Annotated in this window: 13 protein-coding genes; 9 read left to right on the forward strand and 4 right to left on the reverse strand. The window is 67.2% G+C overall.

What is annotated here, in order from left to right:
• Positions 1-110: 110 nt before the first annotated feature.
• A complete protein-coding gene (locus C811_RS10795; protein WP_156997080.1) occupies positions 111-974 on the reverse strand; it encodes a hypothetical protein in 864 nt (287 codons plus the stop codon).
• Positions 975-1,931: 957 nt separating this feature from the next.
• Entirely contained in the window at positions 1,932-2,219 is a 288-nt protein-coding gene (locus C811_RS10800) for a YerC/YecD family TrpR-related protein (RefSeq protein WP_016309635.1), read from the reverse strand.
• 277 nt (positions 2,220-2,496) lie between these two features.
• On the opposite strand from C811_RS10800, the gene C811_RS10805 reads away from it, so the two are divergent.
• Together C811_RS10805 and C811_RS10810 are read left to right on the forward strand one after the other, a co-directional pair.
• Complete coding sequence (locus C811_RS10805) at positions 2,497-3,705, forward strand: IS3 family transposase (RefSeq protein WP_016309636.1); 1,209 nt, start codon at positions 2,497-2,499, stop codon at positions 3,703-3,705.
• A gap of 100 nt (positions 3,706-3,805) precedes the next feature.
• The gene (locus C811_RS10810) at positions 3,806-4,777 is read left to right on the forward strand and encodes an IS481 family transposase (protein ID WP_016308429.1); all 972 of its coding nucleotides are present in this window, start codon (positions 3,806-3,808) and stop codon (positions 4,775-4,777) included.
• 142 nt (positions 4,778-4,919) lie between these two features.
• Here the strand turns inward: C811_RS10810 and C811_RS10815 are convergent, their stop codons facing one another.
• Together C811_RS10815 and C811_RS10820 are read right to left on the reverse strand one after the other, a co-directional pair.
• Complete coding sequence (locus C811_RS10815) at positions 4,920-6,299, reverse strand: MFS transporter (RefSeq protein WP_016309637.1); 1,380 nt, start codon at positions 6,297-6,299, stop codon at positions 4,920-4,922.
• A 366-nt stretch (positions 6,300-6,665) separates the two neighbouring features.
• Positions 6,666-8,231 carry a helix-turn-helix transcriptional regulator gene (locus C811_RS10820; RefSeq protein ID WP_084811484.1) on the reverse strand — a complete coding sequence of 522 codons (1,566 nt, stop codon included), beginning with the start codon at positions 8,229-8,231 and terminating at the stop codon, positions 6,666-6,668.
• Between the two features lie 220 nt (positions 8,232-8,451).
• Between C811_RS10820 and C811_RS0103515 the strand changes: the two genes are divergently transcribed.
• From C811_RS0103515 to C811_RS10850, 7 genes are all read left to right on the forward strand, one after another.
• Positions 8,452-9,117: a 4Fe-4S dicluster domain-containing protein gene (locus C811_RS0103515; protein WP_016309639.1), complete on the forward strand. Its 666-nt coding sequence runs from the start codon at positions 8,452-8,454 to the stop codon at positions 9,115-9,117.
• Positions 9,110-10,102 carry a 4Fe-4S binding protein gene (locus C811_RS10825; RefSeq protein ID WP_016309640.1) on the forward strand — a complete coding sequence of 331 codons (993 nt, stop codon included), beginning with the start codon at positions 9,110-9,112 and terminating at the stop codon, positions 10,100-10,102. The genes C811_RS0103515 and C811_RS10825 overlap by 8 nt, the downstream gene beginning before the upstream one ends.
• On the forward strand, positions 10,089-10,823 hold the full coding sequence (locus C811_RS10830) for a hypothetical protein (RefSeq protein WP_016309641.1): 735 nt from the start codon (positions 10,089-10,091) through the stop codon (positions 10,821-10,823). Before C811_RS10825 ends, C811_RS10830 begins: the two co-directional genes overlap by 14 nt.
• A gap of 39 nt (positions 10,824-10,862) precedes the next feature.
• The gene (locus C811_RS10835) at positions 10,863-13,751 is read left to right on the forward strand and encodes a molybdopterin-containing oxidoreductase family protein (RefSeq protein WP_016309642.1); all 2,889 of its coding nucleotides are present in this window, start codon (positions 10,863-10,865) and stop codon (positions 13,749-13,751) included.
• Positions 13,752-14,339: a 4Fe-4S dicluster domain-containing protein gene (locus C811_RS10840; protein ID WP_016309643.1), complete on the forward strand. Its 588-nt coding sequence runs from the start codon at positions 13,752-13,754 to the stop codon at positions 14,337-14,339.
• A 2-nt stretch (positions 14,340-14,341) separates the two neighbouring features.
• Positions 14,342-15,226: a DmsC/YnfH family molybdoenzyme membrane anchor subunit gene (locus C811_RS10845; protein ID WP_016309644.1), complete on the forward strand. Its 885-nt coding sequence runs from the start codon at positions 14,342-14,344 to the stop codon at positions 15,224-15,226.
• A 113-nt stretch (positions 15,227-15,339) separates the two neighbouring features.
• Positions 15,340-16,020 (forward strand): TorD/DmsD family molecular chaperone, encoded by a 681-nt coding sequence (locus C811_RS10850; RefSeq protein WP_016309645.1) that lies wholly within the window; start codon positions 15,340-15,342, stop codon positions 16,018-16,020.
• The last annotated feature ends 205 nt before the right edge of the window (positions 16,021-16,225 follow it).

Consider the following 16,225-nt stretch of genomic DNA (forward strand, 5'->3'; position numbering starts at 1 on the left):
TGCAGAAGGGCTCCCCCCCAGGGAGCCCTTCTCGGTTTCATGCCGTGGCAACGTGCGCCTCTGGCACAACTGCGCCGCAACGGCGCACGGCCGTCTCGCAGCCTACACCCCTATTCCGCAGCCTCCTCGGCCCAGGGGCTCGCGTACACGGCATAGCTGGCGAACTCGGGGGCGCCCACGGCGTAGATGTCGTAGTCGGCGGCCTGGCCCGGCTCGGTGTCGACGATCTTGAAGTAGCCGCCCTCGATCTTGCCGTCCTTATCGAGCAGGATCACATCGACACGGGACTGATCGGCCCCGTCGAGCTGCTCGCTCGCGGTCACCGTGCCCGTGAACTCCTTGGCGCCGAACTCAGTGTCGGCAGCTCCCCCGTCGGCGACGGCGTACACGTCGGCCAGCTTCTGCCCGGTGGCCTGCCAAGAGCCCTCGGGGGTCTTGATGGCGAAGTCCACCGTCGCGGGCTTGGCGCTCGTCGTGGAGTCGGTGCCCTTGCTCGCCGTGGAGCCGGCCACATAGGAATAGTAATAGGTGGAATCGGGCAGCACGCCAGGCGTCTCGATGGTCTCGTCGAAGATCACGTTGCCTGCATCGTCCTTGCCGACCACTTCGATGACGGGATCCACCGCCTCGACGGTCTTGTTCGGATTCTGCACCTTCACGGCAAAGTCGACCATGCCGTTGTCAGCAGCGAACCAGCCAGAATCGACGATCTGGAGTGCAGCGGGGTTGGCTGCTTCCTGTTCGGCCGTGGCCTCATCGGCCGACTCGGCCGTCACCGCGCCGCCCTGGGCCGCCTGCTCACCAGCCTGCTGATCCTTTTGAGCATCCGCCTGCTCGACAGCCTGCGGAGCAGCTTGAGTCTGTTCGGGAGACCCCGGCACTGCAGAAGACTCCGTCGAGGAGGCGGCGCAACCCGCCAGGCTCAAGGCGAAGAGACCCGAGAGCGCCACCATGCCCATGGTACGAATTCTCATATCAATCACCATTCCCTTGCTTTCGAATCGCTTTCCCTCACGGGATGCGTGTCCTTCGTTGAGCACGCAAGTAAATGATGAGGGCGCACCACGCGCAACGGCAGCTCGCAGAGCCTTCGTCACGGCTGCGCCATGGGATTGTTTTCGTTGAAATGGTGGCGTTACACGGGGGAAATGCGCACCTTCCCTCTCATGGTTAACGTCATGTCAACCCCATGGTTCCCGCCCGGCCGCACGGAATGCCGCGAATGCAAAAAGACCCGCGGAGAGGGGGAGTCCCGCGAGTCCTTTCGTTGTGGCGATAGCGAGACGAGGAGATGCTTCGCCACCCAGTAAAACAAGAAGAGAGGAGGTGTCGTCCGGTACAAGGCATCTCGCCCGAGGAGTTTCTCTCGGAGTCGCCTTGCTCCTTCCGACGAAAGTTATAATACGTTAACTTTTCTCTAGCTGCAAGGGTGTTAACTATGGTTTACATTTTCTCCACAAGTATCCAGAAGCGGAATCTCGCCAGACCCCTCCCCCGCTCCCTCCTGCTGTGGCGGCGATTTGTCACAGAAAGATGGACGCTTATTTACGCGAAGGTAACTATGGGCTTCCTCGACCTTGTACCTCAGGGATTGCGGCCTATACTGCACTCAGCGAAACGGAAAAGAGCTGAAATCCTCCTGTATCTTTCCTCTTTCCCTTTCCTTTCCTTCTTCTCTCTTTTGGAAGCGGGCATCCCCTCAACAGGCCCGCTTCCCCGAGAACGAGATTTCCCCAGTCCGTTCTCGAACCCCTGCAAGAGGCGGCCCTCCCCAGGCCGCCTCACTTCTTTTTGGGGCCCCGCCTCCGGGCACAAGCGCCCGGCATGCTGCCGAGGAGGTGGCTGCGGGACGCGCCGAAGCGGTCGGCACCGGGGGGCGACAACCCCGGGATCAGCTGCCCTCGCGATCAGCCGCCGGCGTCAAAGAGGGGTTATTTCTCCTCGAGAATCTCCAGGGCCCGCTTGTAGCCGCCGGAACCGTAGCTGAGACACTTCGACACGCGGGCGATGGTAGTGGCCGAGGCGCCCGTTTCCGCCTCGATGGCCGCATAGGACTTCCCCGCCGCCAGCAGGCGCGCCACCAGCAGGCGCTGGGAGGTCTCGCGAATCTCGCGCACAGTGAACAAATCCTCCAGCAGGGCGAAAATGTCATCGGGCTCGTCAAGCGTCGCCAAAACCGTCAGCAGGTCATCCACGTCCGCCGTGCGAATATCAGCCATCGACTTCCTCCCATACCTCGCAAGCCCGCAGGCTTGCCGCCAGCCTTTTATCAATACAGACCATTGTACTCCAACGCGCTAAAGCGATGGAGCATGGGACAAGGGACTCCAGAGAAATCAGATGTACTGCCCTGCATCAGCACCCCTAGACCTTTAACAGCCAGCGAACACCTTGATGCCACTTTTACGTCGGAATAATTGGCATTTGTGCCACTTTTACGTCGAACGGAGGTGCGGACAAAAACTTGGACCGGCGTCGGTCCGGGAAGGGGTCCGCATGTACGACAGGGACACGATCGAGCTGGCGCTGCTCGCGCTGGAGGAGGGGATGACCCAGGTGGAGGCCGCCGAGCTCTGCGGCGCGTCCAGGGGCGCGGTCCAGCGCTGGGGGCGGGGCCTGCTGCCCCACGCGCGATGGCGGGCGTCCGGCTCCGCCGCAAGACCTCCACGGGGAGCTGCTAGGATGGCCCCTCCCGATGCGGAGGAGGACCCGTTGGACGAGGCGGAGAGGGCGGCCTACGAGGCCGCCATGAACGAGAACATGCTGCTCAGGGCGGTGTTGGACGACCTAAAAGGGGCAGGCTCGCACCCGGGTTCGATATCGAACAGGAGAAAGTGCGAGCTGGGCGAGAGATTGCGCGCGGCGACAGGCCTGCCCCTCCGAGAGATCACCGCTTTCTTGAGGATCTCGAGGAGCTCCTATGAGTACCACCGGGCGCGCCTGGGGCGGCCCGACAAGTACGCCGGGCTGCGGGCGCGCGTGCGCGAGCTGTTCGACGAGGGCTCCCGCGCGTGGGGCTACCGCACCATATGGGCCCGCCTGCGCCGCGAGGACGTGCGCGTGTCGGAGAAGGTGGTGCGCCGGCTGATGCGGGAGGAGGGCCTGTCCGCGGCCTACAACAGGCGCCGGCGCAGGGGGTGGAGCTCCTACGAGGGCGAGGTGTCCGCCGCCCCGCCCAACCTGGTCGCCAGGGACTTCTCGGCGGCCGCCCCGGACGAGCTGTGGGTCACCGACATAACCGAGTTCCGCATCCCGGCCGGCAAGGCCTACCTGAGCGCCGTGGTGGACTGCTTCGACGGGCGCCCCGCCGGCTGGAGGATAGGGGCGTCGCCCACGGCCGACCTGGCCAACGGGTCGCTCGAGGACGCGCTCGCCGGCAGGCGCCCGGGGGCGCGCACCGTGGTGCACAGCGACCGCGGCGGCCACTACCGCTGGCCCGGCTGGATCGCCCTGTGCGAGGGGGCCGGCCTGGTCCGCTCCATGTCGGCCAAGGGGTGCAGCCCGGACAACGCGGCGTGCGAGGGGTTCTTCGGCCGGCTCAAGAACGAGTTCTTCCACTACAGGGACTGGGAGGGCGTCTCCCTGGCGGAGTTCTCCGGGCGTCTGGACGCCTACCTGCGCTACTATTGCTCGGGGCGCATCAAGCGCTCGCTGGGGTGGCTGAGCCCCGACGAGTACCGCGCCTCGCTTGGGTACGCCGCCTAGGTGTTTAGTGCCAAGACGTTGTTTACATCCGGGTGGCGACAAATAGGGAGGCCTCCGCCAAGCTGTGAGTTGTCTAGATTCGCAGCGAAGGGGGCCTCCCATGCCATCGCATCCTAACGCAAAGCTGACCCCGAGGGGGCGGGAAACCCTCGTTTCCCGCATAGAATCCGGCGTCGGCGTGGCCGACGCCGCCCGCCAGATGGGCGTCAGCCGCCAGACCGCGTGCAAGTGGCTGCGCCGCAGCCGGCGCGGCGAGGGGCTGGCGGACCGCAGCAGCCGGCCGCGCAGGCTCGCCAGGCTCACGCCGCCCGACGCCGAGGAGCGCGTCGCCGAGGCCCGCGCGTCCATGCTGCTCGCGCCGCTCGCGCTGGCGGCGGCCACCGGCGTCCCCGCCCGCACCTGCGCCAGGATAGTGGCCCGCCGCGGGATGCCGCGCCTCGCCGACGTCGACCGTGTGACCGGCGAGGTCCGGCGCCGCGGCCCCGCGACGCCGGTGCGCTACGAGCGCGAGGCCCCCGGCGAGCTGCTGCACGTCGACGTCAAGAAGGTGGCCCGCGTCCCCGACGGCGGGGGCTGGCGGGCGCGCGGCCGCGCCGGCCGGCCGAGGCCGGGGGCGGGCACGGCGTGCCTGCACGTCGCCGTCGACGACTTCAGCCGCGTGGCCTACGCCGAGCTGCTGCCCGACGAGCGCAAGGGCACCTGCGCGGCCTTCATGGGCCGCTGCCTGGGCTTCTTCGGGGAGATGGGCGTCTCGGTCGAGCGCGTGATGACCGACAACGGGCCGGGCTACCGCAGCGGCGAGTTCAACGCGCTGCTCGAGGGGCGCGGGGTCCGCCACGTCTACACGAGGCCCTTCAGCCCCTGGCAGAACGGCAAGGTCGAGCGCATGAACCGCACGCTCGCCCAGGAGTGGCAGTACGGCAGGGCGTGGGAGAGCGAGGCGGGGAGGGCCGCCGCCCTCCCCGCCTTCATCGAGCATTATAATTGGGACAGGCCGCACAGCGCCTGCGGGGGCCTGCCGCCCATGTCGCGCATCGTCGGCGTAAACAACCTATTGGCACACAACACCTAGGCGGTACGGAAAAACGTCCGCACCCCCGAATAATTGGCATTTGTGCCACTTTTCAGGCGGAATATCTCACTTCAACCCGTGAAATGGTCGCCGCCATGAACCGAAGGCGGCAGCGTGAGCCGGAGCCGCCGTCGTGCCCGCTTTACGCGCGGCGCATGAAGCGGGCGTAGGCGATGGCGGCCGCGAAACCGCAGGCGGCGACGGCAGCGGCGACGGCCATGGCGCAGGCGAATCCCTCGGCGCTCGCCTGGGCCGCAGGAGCGCCGGCGGCAGCGGCCCTTGCGGTGGCAGCGCTCATGACGCCGATGTAGGTGGCTGGCCCCAGGCACGCCGACAGCTGCACGGCCATGGACATGAGGGTGACGCCATGGGAGTCCAGCTCGTCGGGCAGGCGGCGCAGCCCTGCCGTCTGGGCCGGCGAGAGCACCATGCCCGTGCCCAGGTAGCCGAAGAAGATGCCCACCGTGGCCGCCGCCACCGAACCCGCGAGGGCGCCGGCGATGGTCACGGCAAGCCCCGCGGTCGCCAGTCCGAGGCCCGCCGGCAGCACGGGCCATTCCCCGCGCCGGTCGAGCACGCGCCCGGCCACCACGGCCGCGCTCGCGTTCGCCAACACCGGAGCCACCATGAGTAGGCCCGCCGTGCTGGCAGCAAGCCCGGCGGCTTCCTCAAAGTACAGCGGCGCCATCACCGAGAGCGAGAAATACGTCATCATGGTGATCATCACGAGCACTGCCGCCGGCCAGAACACCCGGCGATGCAACGGCGTGAGCGACACGAGCGGGCAGGCGAGCCTCTCCTGGCGCCACGCGAAGGCGCCGAGGGCCGCGGCCGATCCGGCCAGCGCCGCCGCGCCCACCGGCGGATGCAGGGCCACTTCCGACAGGCCCACCGACAGCAGCGTCACCCCGAGGGCCACGAGCAGCGCCGAGGGCACATCGAAGCGGCTTGCAACCGGCTCGCGTCCGTCGCGCACCACGAAGGCGCCCGCGCTCACGAGGAGCACGGCGGCAGCCAGCGGCACGAGAAAGACGCTGCGCCAGCCTAGACCGCTCACCATGAAGCCGGTCACGATGGGGGCGGTGGCGGGCCCCACGGTAATCATGGCCGAACCGATGGCCAGGTAGGCTCCCATCTTCTCGTGGGGTACCCGATCGACGATGACGTTCATCATAAGCGGGATGAACACGCCGGTGCCCACGGCCTGCACAAGACGCGCCGCCAGCAACACCGCGAAGTTGGGGGCGACAAGGCCGCCGAGCGAACCGGCAATACTCAGGGCCGATGCCGCGAAGAACAGCGTGCGCATAGGCAGGCGGCGGTACAAATACGCCATGCAGGTGACCACCACGGTCACCGCGATCATGTAGCCGGTGACGAGCCACTGGGCCGTCACCGCGTCCACCGCGAAGTCGCCCATAATGGCCACGAGGGCCATGTTCACCAGATTCTCGTTGAAGCCGGCCAGAAAGCCGCAGCCGTAGAACACGGCCAGCAGCGGGGCCAAAGACGGGGTGCGCATGCCCTTCCTCTCTCGAGTTCGTACCGTGGAGCGCGGCAGAACCGGGAAGGCAGCCGCAGGCAGCGTAGATACGGGAGCACGGGCGCGGCGCACGAGCCGCACGACGGCGCTCCCGCCGCGTTCTGCTGGGAAGAGTGTAGCGCATGGGCGCGTTTTTGGCTTGGAAATCACGACTTTGGAACCGATAGGCGGCAATCTCGGCATCGGCGAAATGCGCGACCTGGGGAAACGCCGATCCGGTTGCCCTCCGCGAGCGTCGAAACGGCGTTTTCGGTTCCAAAACCGTTCAAAAGAAGCCAAAAAGCAGCCGGAGCGCCGCCCGTGGGGAGAAACGGCGCTAGGCGACTACCAGAGCAAGCCCGTAAGCTAAAGATCCGAGGCCTTGAACGACCAGCATTCGTCAAAGGCGTCCATCAGTTCCATGCGGGAGTGCACGCCGCACTTCCGGTAGATGCTGTGCACATGGGCCCGCACGGTGGACTCGGCGATGAACAGCTTCTCTGCGGCGAAGCTCGTCGTGCGCCCCGCAAGCAGATAGGACGCCACCTCGGCTTCGCGCCGGGAAAGCCCCTGCTGCTCGGCGAAGGCGGCGAAGGCCTCCTCGCGGGTGGGACCCTCCAAGGCGCCCTCGGATAGGGCCCGGTCGTCGGCAACGGCGGCGAAGGAGGTCATATCGCGCTCGGTGAACACCAGCGAGACGGAAACCAGAGCCGCGAACAGCCCGAGGGCCACCAAGCTCGACACGCTTTCCGCCGCACCCGCCAAGGAGGCCGCGGCAAACGCCGCCAGCCAGCCTAAGAACATTCCCAGCGTAATGGCCAGCCGGGCCGCCGCCATCACGCGCAGAAGCGACGCGTCGTTGGCCTTCACGATGTTGCAGCAGTCGTTGAGAACCAGCAATTCGAAGAGCACGTAGCCCAGGGCAACGCAGAAGCCGCCCACCTCGTCGGGAAGGGGCGAGACGGCCATCAGCAAGAACCCGGCCCCGATAAGCGGGGCAACGGCCCGATAGAGCTTGTAGGGTCGATCGGGCTGACGGTCGAACTTGAAGAAGGCCGCGCAGATAGCCCCCAGCACAATCATGGCTGCCGGCTCCACCGTGAAGGCCCCGATCACTCCCTCCCCGCTGAACAGGGCGATGCCGCACGAGAGGGAAAAGGAGAACGAGTACAGGGCAAGCGCCGCGCCAATGCGCATTTTCTGGCGCACGGGACTCTCCGCGCCGCCCGCTGCCCCATGGCGAGACGCCGCAACGGCAGCCGCCGACGGCAGGGCCTCCCCCGCCTTTGGGGCACCGTCGCCCGAAACCGGCTCCTCGACGAACAGCTCCTCGCCCGTCCGCGCCTTCATGAGGCGCTGGGAGAGCACGAAGGCCGTTCCCGACAGCACGGGGAACAGCACCGATGCGGCTGCCATGGCGTTGAAGCCCAGCGCCGCCGTCAGAAGGAAGAGCACCGAGCCGATGGCGTAGGACCCCACGAGCAGGACGAAGGTCTCGCCCACCTTCATGTACCCGAAAAAGCAGAGCCACAGCAGGAACATGCACACCTCGCCGATGGCGGCCGCCACCGCCGAGGCCGAAGCCGCGCCGGCACCCCCGAGGCCGAGGACAAGCGGGGCCGCCGCGGCGCTTGCCGCAACTCCGAGCACGAGCAGCCCGCGCTGCCCGGCAACGGAGGCCAGCCACCGCGAGGCGAGGAGCACGGCCACGAGCACCAGCGCCCGCACCGACAGCTCGACCATCTCGAACGGCGCATTCGCAAAGCAGAGCGGCGCCCCGATAAGCGGAGAGGGGGTCACCCCCGCCAAAAGGAGCCACGCCCAGAAGAACCCGAACCCCAAAAAGCGCACGGGAAAGAGGCTCTCCGCCGCCTGGCCCGCTGGGCCGCCCACGCGCCCCTCATTTGATGCATCTTTTCCCGCTCCAACCATTACCCCTCTTTTCACCTGCGGAAACACAATCCCTAAGCGTTTTGGTGGAGGCCCGCTTATGGCAATTTACAGCGCTTCGGAGAATGTTCAGCGCGAATGCCGGCCCCTAACCTAGATGCCAACGGGAGGCTCGGCTTTGACGAGTGGATGAGCCTCCCGGAAGTGTAGCAGATTCCCCGCGCCGATAGGGGCGCGGGAAGAGACGAGGAGAGGGGAGAGCGTGAAGACGAGGGAGAAAACGGATTCCGCCGCGAGCCTCCAAGAGGACGGCGGGGCGACACGCCCCCAAAAGCCGGGCCTTAGCCGCCGGTCGCTCATCGGCGGCGCCGCGATGGCCGCAGGGCTTCTGGCCTTCGGGGGCGCCACGGCGGCCTTCGGCGGCGAGACCGATCGCCTGCGACCGCCGGGAGGCCAGGACGCCGACCGGTTCTGGGGCGCGTGCATCCGCTGCGACCGCTGCCGGGCGGCCTGCCCGCTTGCCGCCATCGGCGTGGAGGGGCTCACCCCCGGCATTATCGGGGCGCGGCTGCCGATCATGGACTTCCGCGAGGGCTACTGCGACATGTGCGACGGCGCCTTCCGCTGCATCGCCGCCTGCCCCACCGGGGCGCTTACGGCCTTCGACCCCTACGTGGACAAGATCGGCATGGCCGTGGTAGACGAGGCCGAGTGCCAGCTGTACGGCATCTCGGGCACGTGCAACGCGCCCTGCATCGATGCCTGCGAGTGGGACGCCCTGTCCCTGGACGAGAACGGGCGCCTGGTGGTGGACGAAAAGCGCTGCAACGGCTGCGGCGCCTGCGAGTACGTTTGCCCCACGAGCGCCTATCGCAACTACGACGCCAGCAACAAGCGCGGCATCAATGTGGAGGTGTGGCATGGCTAAGTCGACAACCCCCGAAAACGGCGCCGAGGTTTCCGCGCAGCCGGAGGAGGGCAGCCGCTCGAAGGTGAGTCGCGTGCGTCGGTACGTCCCGGGCATCGTGTTCGCCCTTCTCGTCATCGGCCTGGTAACCGGCATCAGCTCGGGCACCCTGTGCTCGGTGGGCTACGAGTCCATTGCGGCAGTATGCCCCCTCGGCGCGTTGGAATCGCTCTTCGGCGCCGGGACCTTCGTGGCGCGGGCCGTAATCATCCTGGCCGTGGCCGCCGCGGCGGTGCTGCTCGTGGGCAAGGCCTTCTGCAGCTGGGTGTGCCCCATCCCGCCGCTCGACCGGTTCCTGTCGGGCAAGAAGCGCCGCGAGGCCGACAAGGCGGCGCGCATCGAGGCGGCCCATCACGTGAGCGGGCGCCTGGCCGCGTGCGCCGGTTGTGCGGGCTGCGGCGAGAAGAAGCCCGGCGAGACGCCCCTTGCCTCCTCCGATGGCGCCGCCAAGCGACGGTTCGCGAAGGTGGACGGGCGCCATGTGGTGCTCGGCGGTTCGCTTGTGTCGGCGGCGATCTGCGGGTTTCCCGTGTTCTGCCTCATCTGCCCGGTGGGCCTCACCTTCGCCACGGCCATCGCCCTCTACCGCCTCGTCGGGTTCAACGAGCCCACCTTGGACCTCATCGTGTTCCCCCTCATCATCGTAGCCGAGCTCACCCTGCTGCGGAAATGGTGCCACCGCTTCTGCCCCATCAGCGCCCTTATGGGGCTCGTGGCCAACTTCAACAAGGCCACGCGGCCCAAGATCGACCCCGACCTCTGCCTGCGCAAGGACGGCACGCCCTGCACCGTGTGCGCCGCCGCCTGCCCCGAGTTCATCGATCCGGCGGGAGATCTGGGCGACCGGGCTCTGGCCGAGTGCACCCGCTGCGGCCAGTGCGCCGCCGCCTGCCCCGCAGACGCCATCCGCTTCACGAAGAAAGGATTGACCCGTGGAAACCGCTAACACGCCCGCGCCCTGCGATGCCGCCGACGGCGATCTTGCGTCCAAGCCCGCCGACCCCGCATCGGCACCCGAAGCCGACGCCAGCGCCGAGGCCACCTTCGAGGAAGCCGTGGCCGCCCTCACCGAGACGGTGAACCGGGCGCCCCTGCACCGCGAGATCTTCCTCAAGCTGCTCGCCTTCTGCACCACCCAGCGCACGCTCGCCGAAGCCGAGGAGGCGGCCCGAACCTGCCCCGAGTTCTCCTCGGTGGCCCAAAGCCCCTACCGGCTCATCCGCACCCTTGTGCACGCCGGCGGCCTGTATTGGCTGGAGCTGGACGAGACGGGCCGGCCCCTGACGCCCCAGGCCAGGGCGGGGCTCACTCCCGACGAGATCGAGGATGCCACCTTCGCCTACGCCGTGGTAACCACGCCGGTCGGCGAGCAGGTGGCCGAGGACCTCGCGCCCGAGAAGCGGCTGCAACGCCTCTTCGATCTCGTGCCCCAGCGGCTTACCACCTACCTGGACCTTATGGACTTCTGCCGAGAGCAGCGCACCTTCAAGGAGATCGAGGCGCTGTTGCGCACCCGACCCGCCGCTGCCTTCGCGAGCACCACCTCAAGCCAACCCCTGCAGCCGAGCTTCTTCGTGGACGCACTGGAACGCTCGGGCGGCCTTGCCTGGAACGATGGATGGAAGATCACAGAGAGGGGAATGAAGGTATTGCAGCAACTTCGCTAGGAACGCCATTTTGACCGTAGAGAGGAAAGAGAGGACCCCATGACCAAGGGAACCATCAGCCGACGCGGCTTCATGAAGGCCGCAGCGGCCACGGGCGCGGCCCTGACGGCCGCCGGCTCGATCCCGCTGCTCGAAACGACCGATCAGGCCTTCGCCGCCGGATCCGTGGAGCGCGTGATGCACAAGACCGCCTGCCATGGCTGCACCAACTGCTGCCCGGTGCGCGTGTACACCGAGGACGGCCGCGTCGTGAAGATCGAGGGAGACCCGGACGGCCCCCTGAACAAGGGCGGCGTGTGCCTGAAGTGCCTGTCCCAGATCCAAACCGTCTACAGCCCCCGCCACGTGCTGCACCCCATGAAGCGCGTCGGCGAGCGCGGCGAGAACCGGTGGGAGGCGATCAGCTGGGAAGAGGCCGTGGATTTGGCCGGCGAGCAGATTGCCACGGCCGTGAAGAAGTACGGCCCCTACTCCTACTGGAGCGCCCGCGGAGGCGGCGGTGCCTACATCGAATGGGAGACCTCCGGCCTCGACTACACCTTCGGCGGCTGCAACTCCCTCGCCTCCGGCGCCTGCCAGTGCGCCATGCCGCGCGACTTCGTCTCCACCACCTCGGTGGGCTTCAACTGCTGCGTTGACATGGACAACGTGGACCGCTGGGTGGGCATCACCGACAACGCCGAGCTGGACGGCACCCGCCGTGACGACACGGAGCGCGTCTTCGTGCTGTGGGGCAGCCAGCCGCACTCCTCCAAGGCGGCCCACGGCGGCCACGGGCTGACCGACGCCCGGTCGAACCTCGGCGTGAAGACCATCGTCGTGGACCCCTACATGACCGCCGAGGCCACTAAAGCCGATGTGTGGCTTCCCGTGCGCCCCGGCTCCGACTGCGCCCTCATGCTGTCGTGGATCCACCACATCATCGAGAACAACCTGTACGACGAGGCGTTCGTCAAGCACTGGACCAATCTGCCCTTCCTCATCAACCCCGAGACGCGCCTGGCCTATCGCGCCGAGGAGGTATGGCCCGACTACGTGAACCCGGCCGCCGACCCCGCCGGCGTCTACGACACCCCGGCCTACGTGTGCTTCGACGCGAAAACCAACTCCGTCCAGCCCTTCCCCTTCACCGCCCCCGAGAACTGCGCGGTCGACCCGGTTATCTTCGCCACCGCCACCGTGAACGGCAAGGGGGCCAAGACGGCGGGCCAGATTTACAAGGAAGAGGCCGAGCCCTGGACCTTGGAGGCCGCCGGCGAGACCTGCTGGCTCGACCCCGAGCGCATTCGCGAGGCCGTGGAGCTGTACGCCAAGGCCGACTTCGGCGGCTTGTCCAACGGCGTGTTCTCCGACCACCAGGAGAACTCCTCCACCGCCCCCTTGGGCGCGCTCGCCATCGACGCGCTGCTCGGCTACGTGGAGTCCCCCTGCTCCGCCTTCCAGAACCACGGCGCCGCCAGCCGCACCGCCGACCGCCCGACCCAGCGCCTGGGCGTGTTCTCCTCCACCTTCGAGCGCTACGGCCTGGGCTGGACCACCGGTCTCACCAAGGCCGAGAACGATCGGTTGCTGGACGCCATCGTGGCCGACTGGGACGCCAAGGGCCGCGACGGCAAGGAGATGCAGCGCTACTTCTTCCAGTCCCGCTGCGACACCATGGGCGCCAACGAGCACAAGGGCATCCACCAGTGGCAGACCTGCGCGCCGAAGGAGCTGCGTCAGGCCATTACCACCGGCGAGCCCTACCGCCCGCGCGTGATGTACGAGATGTCGGGCAACAAGTACGCCGTTATGGGGCCCTCCCTCGAGTGGAAGAAGGCCTACGACGAGCAGGACTTCGTCATCCAGCAGTACCCCAACATGACCTCGTTCACCGTGCAGACCGTCGACCTGTTCCTGCCCACCACCGAGTGGCTGGAATACGACTCCTACGAGGCGCCGGGCACCCACTTCAACCGCCACTACGCCCGCTGCCAGGTGACGCACCTCGGCGAGACCGTGAACCCCTTCGTGTCGCCCTACCAGGTGGCCGAGGCCGCCGTGGAGAAGCTCGGCGCCGAGAACGTGTTCGACCCCGACGCCTACAAGGTGCCGTTCTTCGAGAGCCTGGAGGCGGCCCGGGCCGCCTGGGCCGAGCAGATGGGCAAGGGAAGCTGGCAGGAGATGCTCGACGACATCGACCACCGCTTCACCGAGGAGCCCATGGATGACTACATGGCCTACTACCAGTACAAGGAGCCGGTGAGCGACGGGCTGCCCCGTGGGTTCGCCACGATGTCGCGCAAGGTGGATGTGTACTCCGAGGCCATGCTGCGCCTGGCCCGCACCGGCTTCCCCTACATGTACCCCTTCGATCAGCCGGCCTGCGACGACTACGACCCCATCTGCACCTTCAAGGAGCCGACGGAAAGCCCCGTCGAGGGCCAGCCGGGCTACGATCCGGAGTATCCGCTCGTTATCACCACGGGACGTTTGCCCCACTTCCACCACGGCACCATGCGCCACGCGCCCTTCATCCGCGAGGTCATGCCGGCCCCCGAGCTGAAGATCAATCCTGAGACGGCAGCGGAGTACGGCATCGAGCACCTGGACTGGGTGAAGATCACCTCGCGGCGCGGATCGTCCAACGCGCGGGCCTACCTCACCCAGGGCATTGCCCCCGGTGTGCTCATCACCGAGCGCTTCTGGAACCCCGAGTGCTTCGATGAGACCCAGGAGTCCATCACCCCCGGCATCGAGGAGTGCGGCTACAACATCATGTCCGCCGACGAGTTCCAAAACCCCTGCTTCGCTACGAACAGCTACCGTGCCTTCACGGTGAAGATCGAGAAGACCGAGCGCCCCGAGCGCATCTGGATCGAGAGCGAGCAGTTCCAACCGTTCATGCCCACGCTTTCGGGCGAACCTGTCACCGAGGAGGTGTTCTAAATGCGCAAGGGTCTGCTGATCAACCTGGATCGCTGCTCCGGCTGCGACAGCTGCATCGTGGCATGCAAGCTGGAAAACGACCTGCCCCTGGGCCATTTCTACAACAAGGTGATCGCCGTGGGCCCCACGGGCACCTTCCCCAACGTGGAGAAGTACTGGCTGCCCTCCCAGTGCCAGCAGTGCGAGAACCCGGCCTGCGTGCACGTATGCCCCACGGCCGCCAGCTACCGCGACCCCGAAACCGGCATGGTGCTCATCGACAAGGAGAAGTGCATCGGCTGCCAGTACTGCATCTACGCCTGCCCCTACGGCGTGCGCCAGTTCAACGAGGATGCCGGCGTGGTGCAGAAGTGCACGCTGTGCGCCCAGATCACCGCTGACGGCGACGGCGTGCCGGCCTGCGTTCACAACTGCAACTGCGGCGCGCGTTTCTTCGGCGACTACGACGATCCGGAATCCGATGTGAGCCGCGAACTGGCGAAGTATCCGGAGGAGGCCATCCACACGCTGCCCGATCCCAATGACGCCAAGCCGCTCACGCGCTACATTCTGTCCCCCAAGTTCGCTTCCTGGAAGGAGCTGGTGTAACCATGGCGATCCAATGGCCCCTCGTCCTGTTCTCATTGCTGGCCGGAGCCGGTGGCGCTATGCTCGCCTTCGCCGGACTTTCCCAACTGCTCGGCGGATCGCGCACGGTGCGCCGCCGCGCCGTCTGGTGCGCACTGGCCCTGTTCGTGATCGGCGGTTTGTGCTCAGTGGCCCACCTGGCCTCTCCGCTGAACGCCATCAGCGCTGTGACGAACCTGCTGTCGTTCTCGGGCATCTCCATCGAGCTGATGCTTCTGGGCGCGAGCTTCATCGCAGGCGCCGCCTACCTGGTGCTCACCCGTGAGGAGGGCCGCGACGGCGCCGTGCGGGTCGTGGCGGTGCTGGCGGTGATCTTCGGTGTGGCCATCGGGTTCTTCTGCGGCCACGGCTATGTGATCGACGCCCAGCCCACATGGAACAGCGAGACGCTGCCTGTCGCCTACCTGGGCACGTCCTTGGCCCTTGGAGCCTTCGCCTACGCCCTGGTAGCGGCCGCGACCAAGACGCCGGCCGGCAAAGCGGCCAACGGGGCGGCGACCAGTGCCGTGGAGCTGGGAGGCAAGCTGTGGCCGGCCGTGCTCGTCTGCGCCGTCATGGACGCCGTGGGCATTCTCGCCTACGGGCTGTTCCTCGGCCTTGACGCGGTCGCGGCCCAAGGAGTCCTGTTCTGGGGCGGGGCCGTGGCGTGCGGCGTCGTCGGCGTGCTGGCCTGCGCCATTGCCGGCATGACCGCGCTGGCCGCGAAGGCACCCCTCCCCCTGGCCGTGGCCGGCGTGGCCTGCGCCGCCATCGGGGGCGTGGCCCTGCGTATGCTCATGTGGGCCTGCGCCACCGGCTACATCGACCTGTTCTCCCACGGCATCCCCAGCGTGATGCTGCACCTGTAGCGTTGTTCCCCGGCCGGGGGGAAGCCCTTCCCGGTACTTTCCCCCGGCCCCTGTGGGACGGTCCGCCAAGGGAATCGTCCCAACCCACCCACTCGTCACCTAAGGAGACCGCCATGACCGACCTCGCCTGCGCCACCGACCTTCTCGAAGATCGCGCCTCCCTGTACCGTCTGCTCGCCTCGCTGTACTATCAGCCGCTGTCCGAGGAGCAGATTGACGCCCTGGCCGCCAGCGACCTCGCCGGGCTGGCCGGCGACAGCGAATCCCCCTTCGCGCCGGCCTATCGCGACTTGCACGGAGCGCTGCGCCTGCGGCACACGGGCACCAAAGAGGAGCTGGCCGCCGACTTCACCGGTGCCTTCTACGGCATCCGCACCCGTGAGGGCCGCACGGCCCAGCCCTTCGAATCGCTGTTTCGCACCCAGGGGACAGGCCAGCTCATGGGCGAGGCTCGCAGCGAGGTATACCGGGAGCTGCGCGCGCACCAACTGCGCGTTCCCGAGGGCGTCGACCTGCCCGAGGACCACCTGTCGTTCATCTTCGCCTACTTGGGCCGTCTTTGCGACGATGCCGCCGCGGCCCTGCGCGCGGGAAACGAAGGCCAGGCCGCAGAGCTTCTCGAGCGCCAACGATCCTTCTTCCGGGCCCATGTGGCCTCGTGGGTACGGGATTTTCTGGCCCAGGCGCGGCTGATGGTGGAAACCCGATTCTACCGGGGCGTCCTCGCGCTGACGGAAGCCTTCGTCAGCGAAGAGGAACGCTCCTTCGAAGAGGCGGCATCAGCGGCCGCATAGATATGGGCGCGCCGATTCGGGGCGCCCATCGCGTTCTGCTGGGAAGAACGTAGCGCATGGGCGCGTTTTTGGCTTGAAAATCACGACTTTGGAACCGACAGGCGGCAATCTCGGCATCGGCGAAATGCGCGACCTGGGGAAACGCCGTCCCGACTACTCTCAGCGAGTGCCGAAACGGCGTTTTCGGTTCCAAAACCGTTCAAAA

This window comes from Adlercreutzia caecimuris B7 (assembly GCF_000403355.2).
GTDB lineage: Bacteria > Actinomycetota > Coriobacteriia > Coriobacteriales > Eggerthellaceae > Adlercreutzia > Adlercreutzia caecimuris.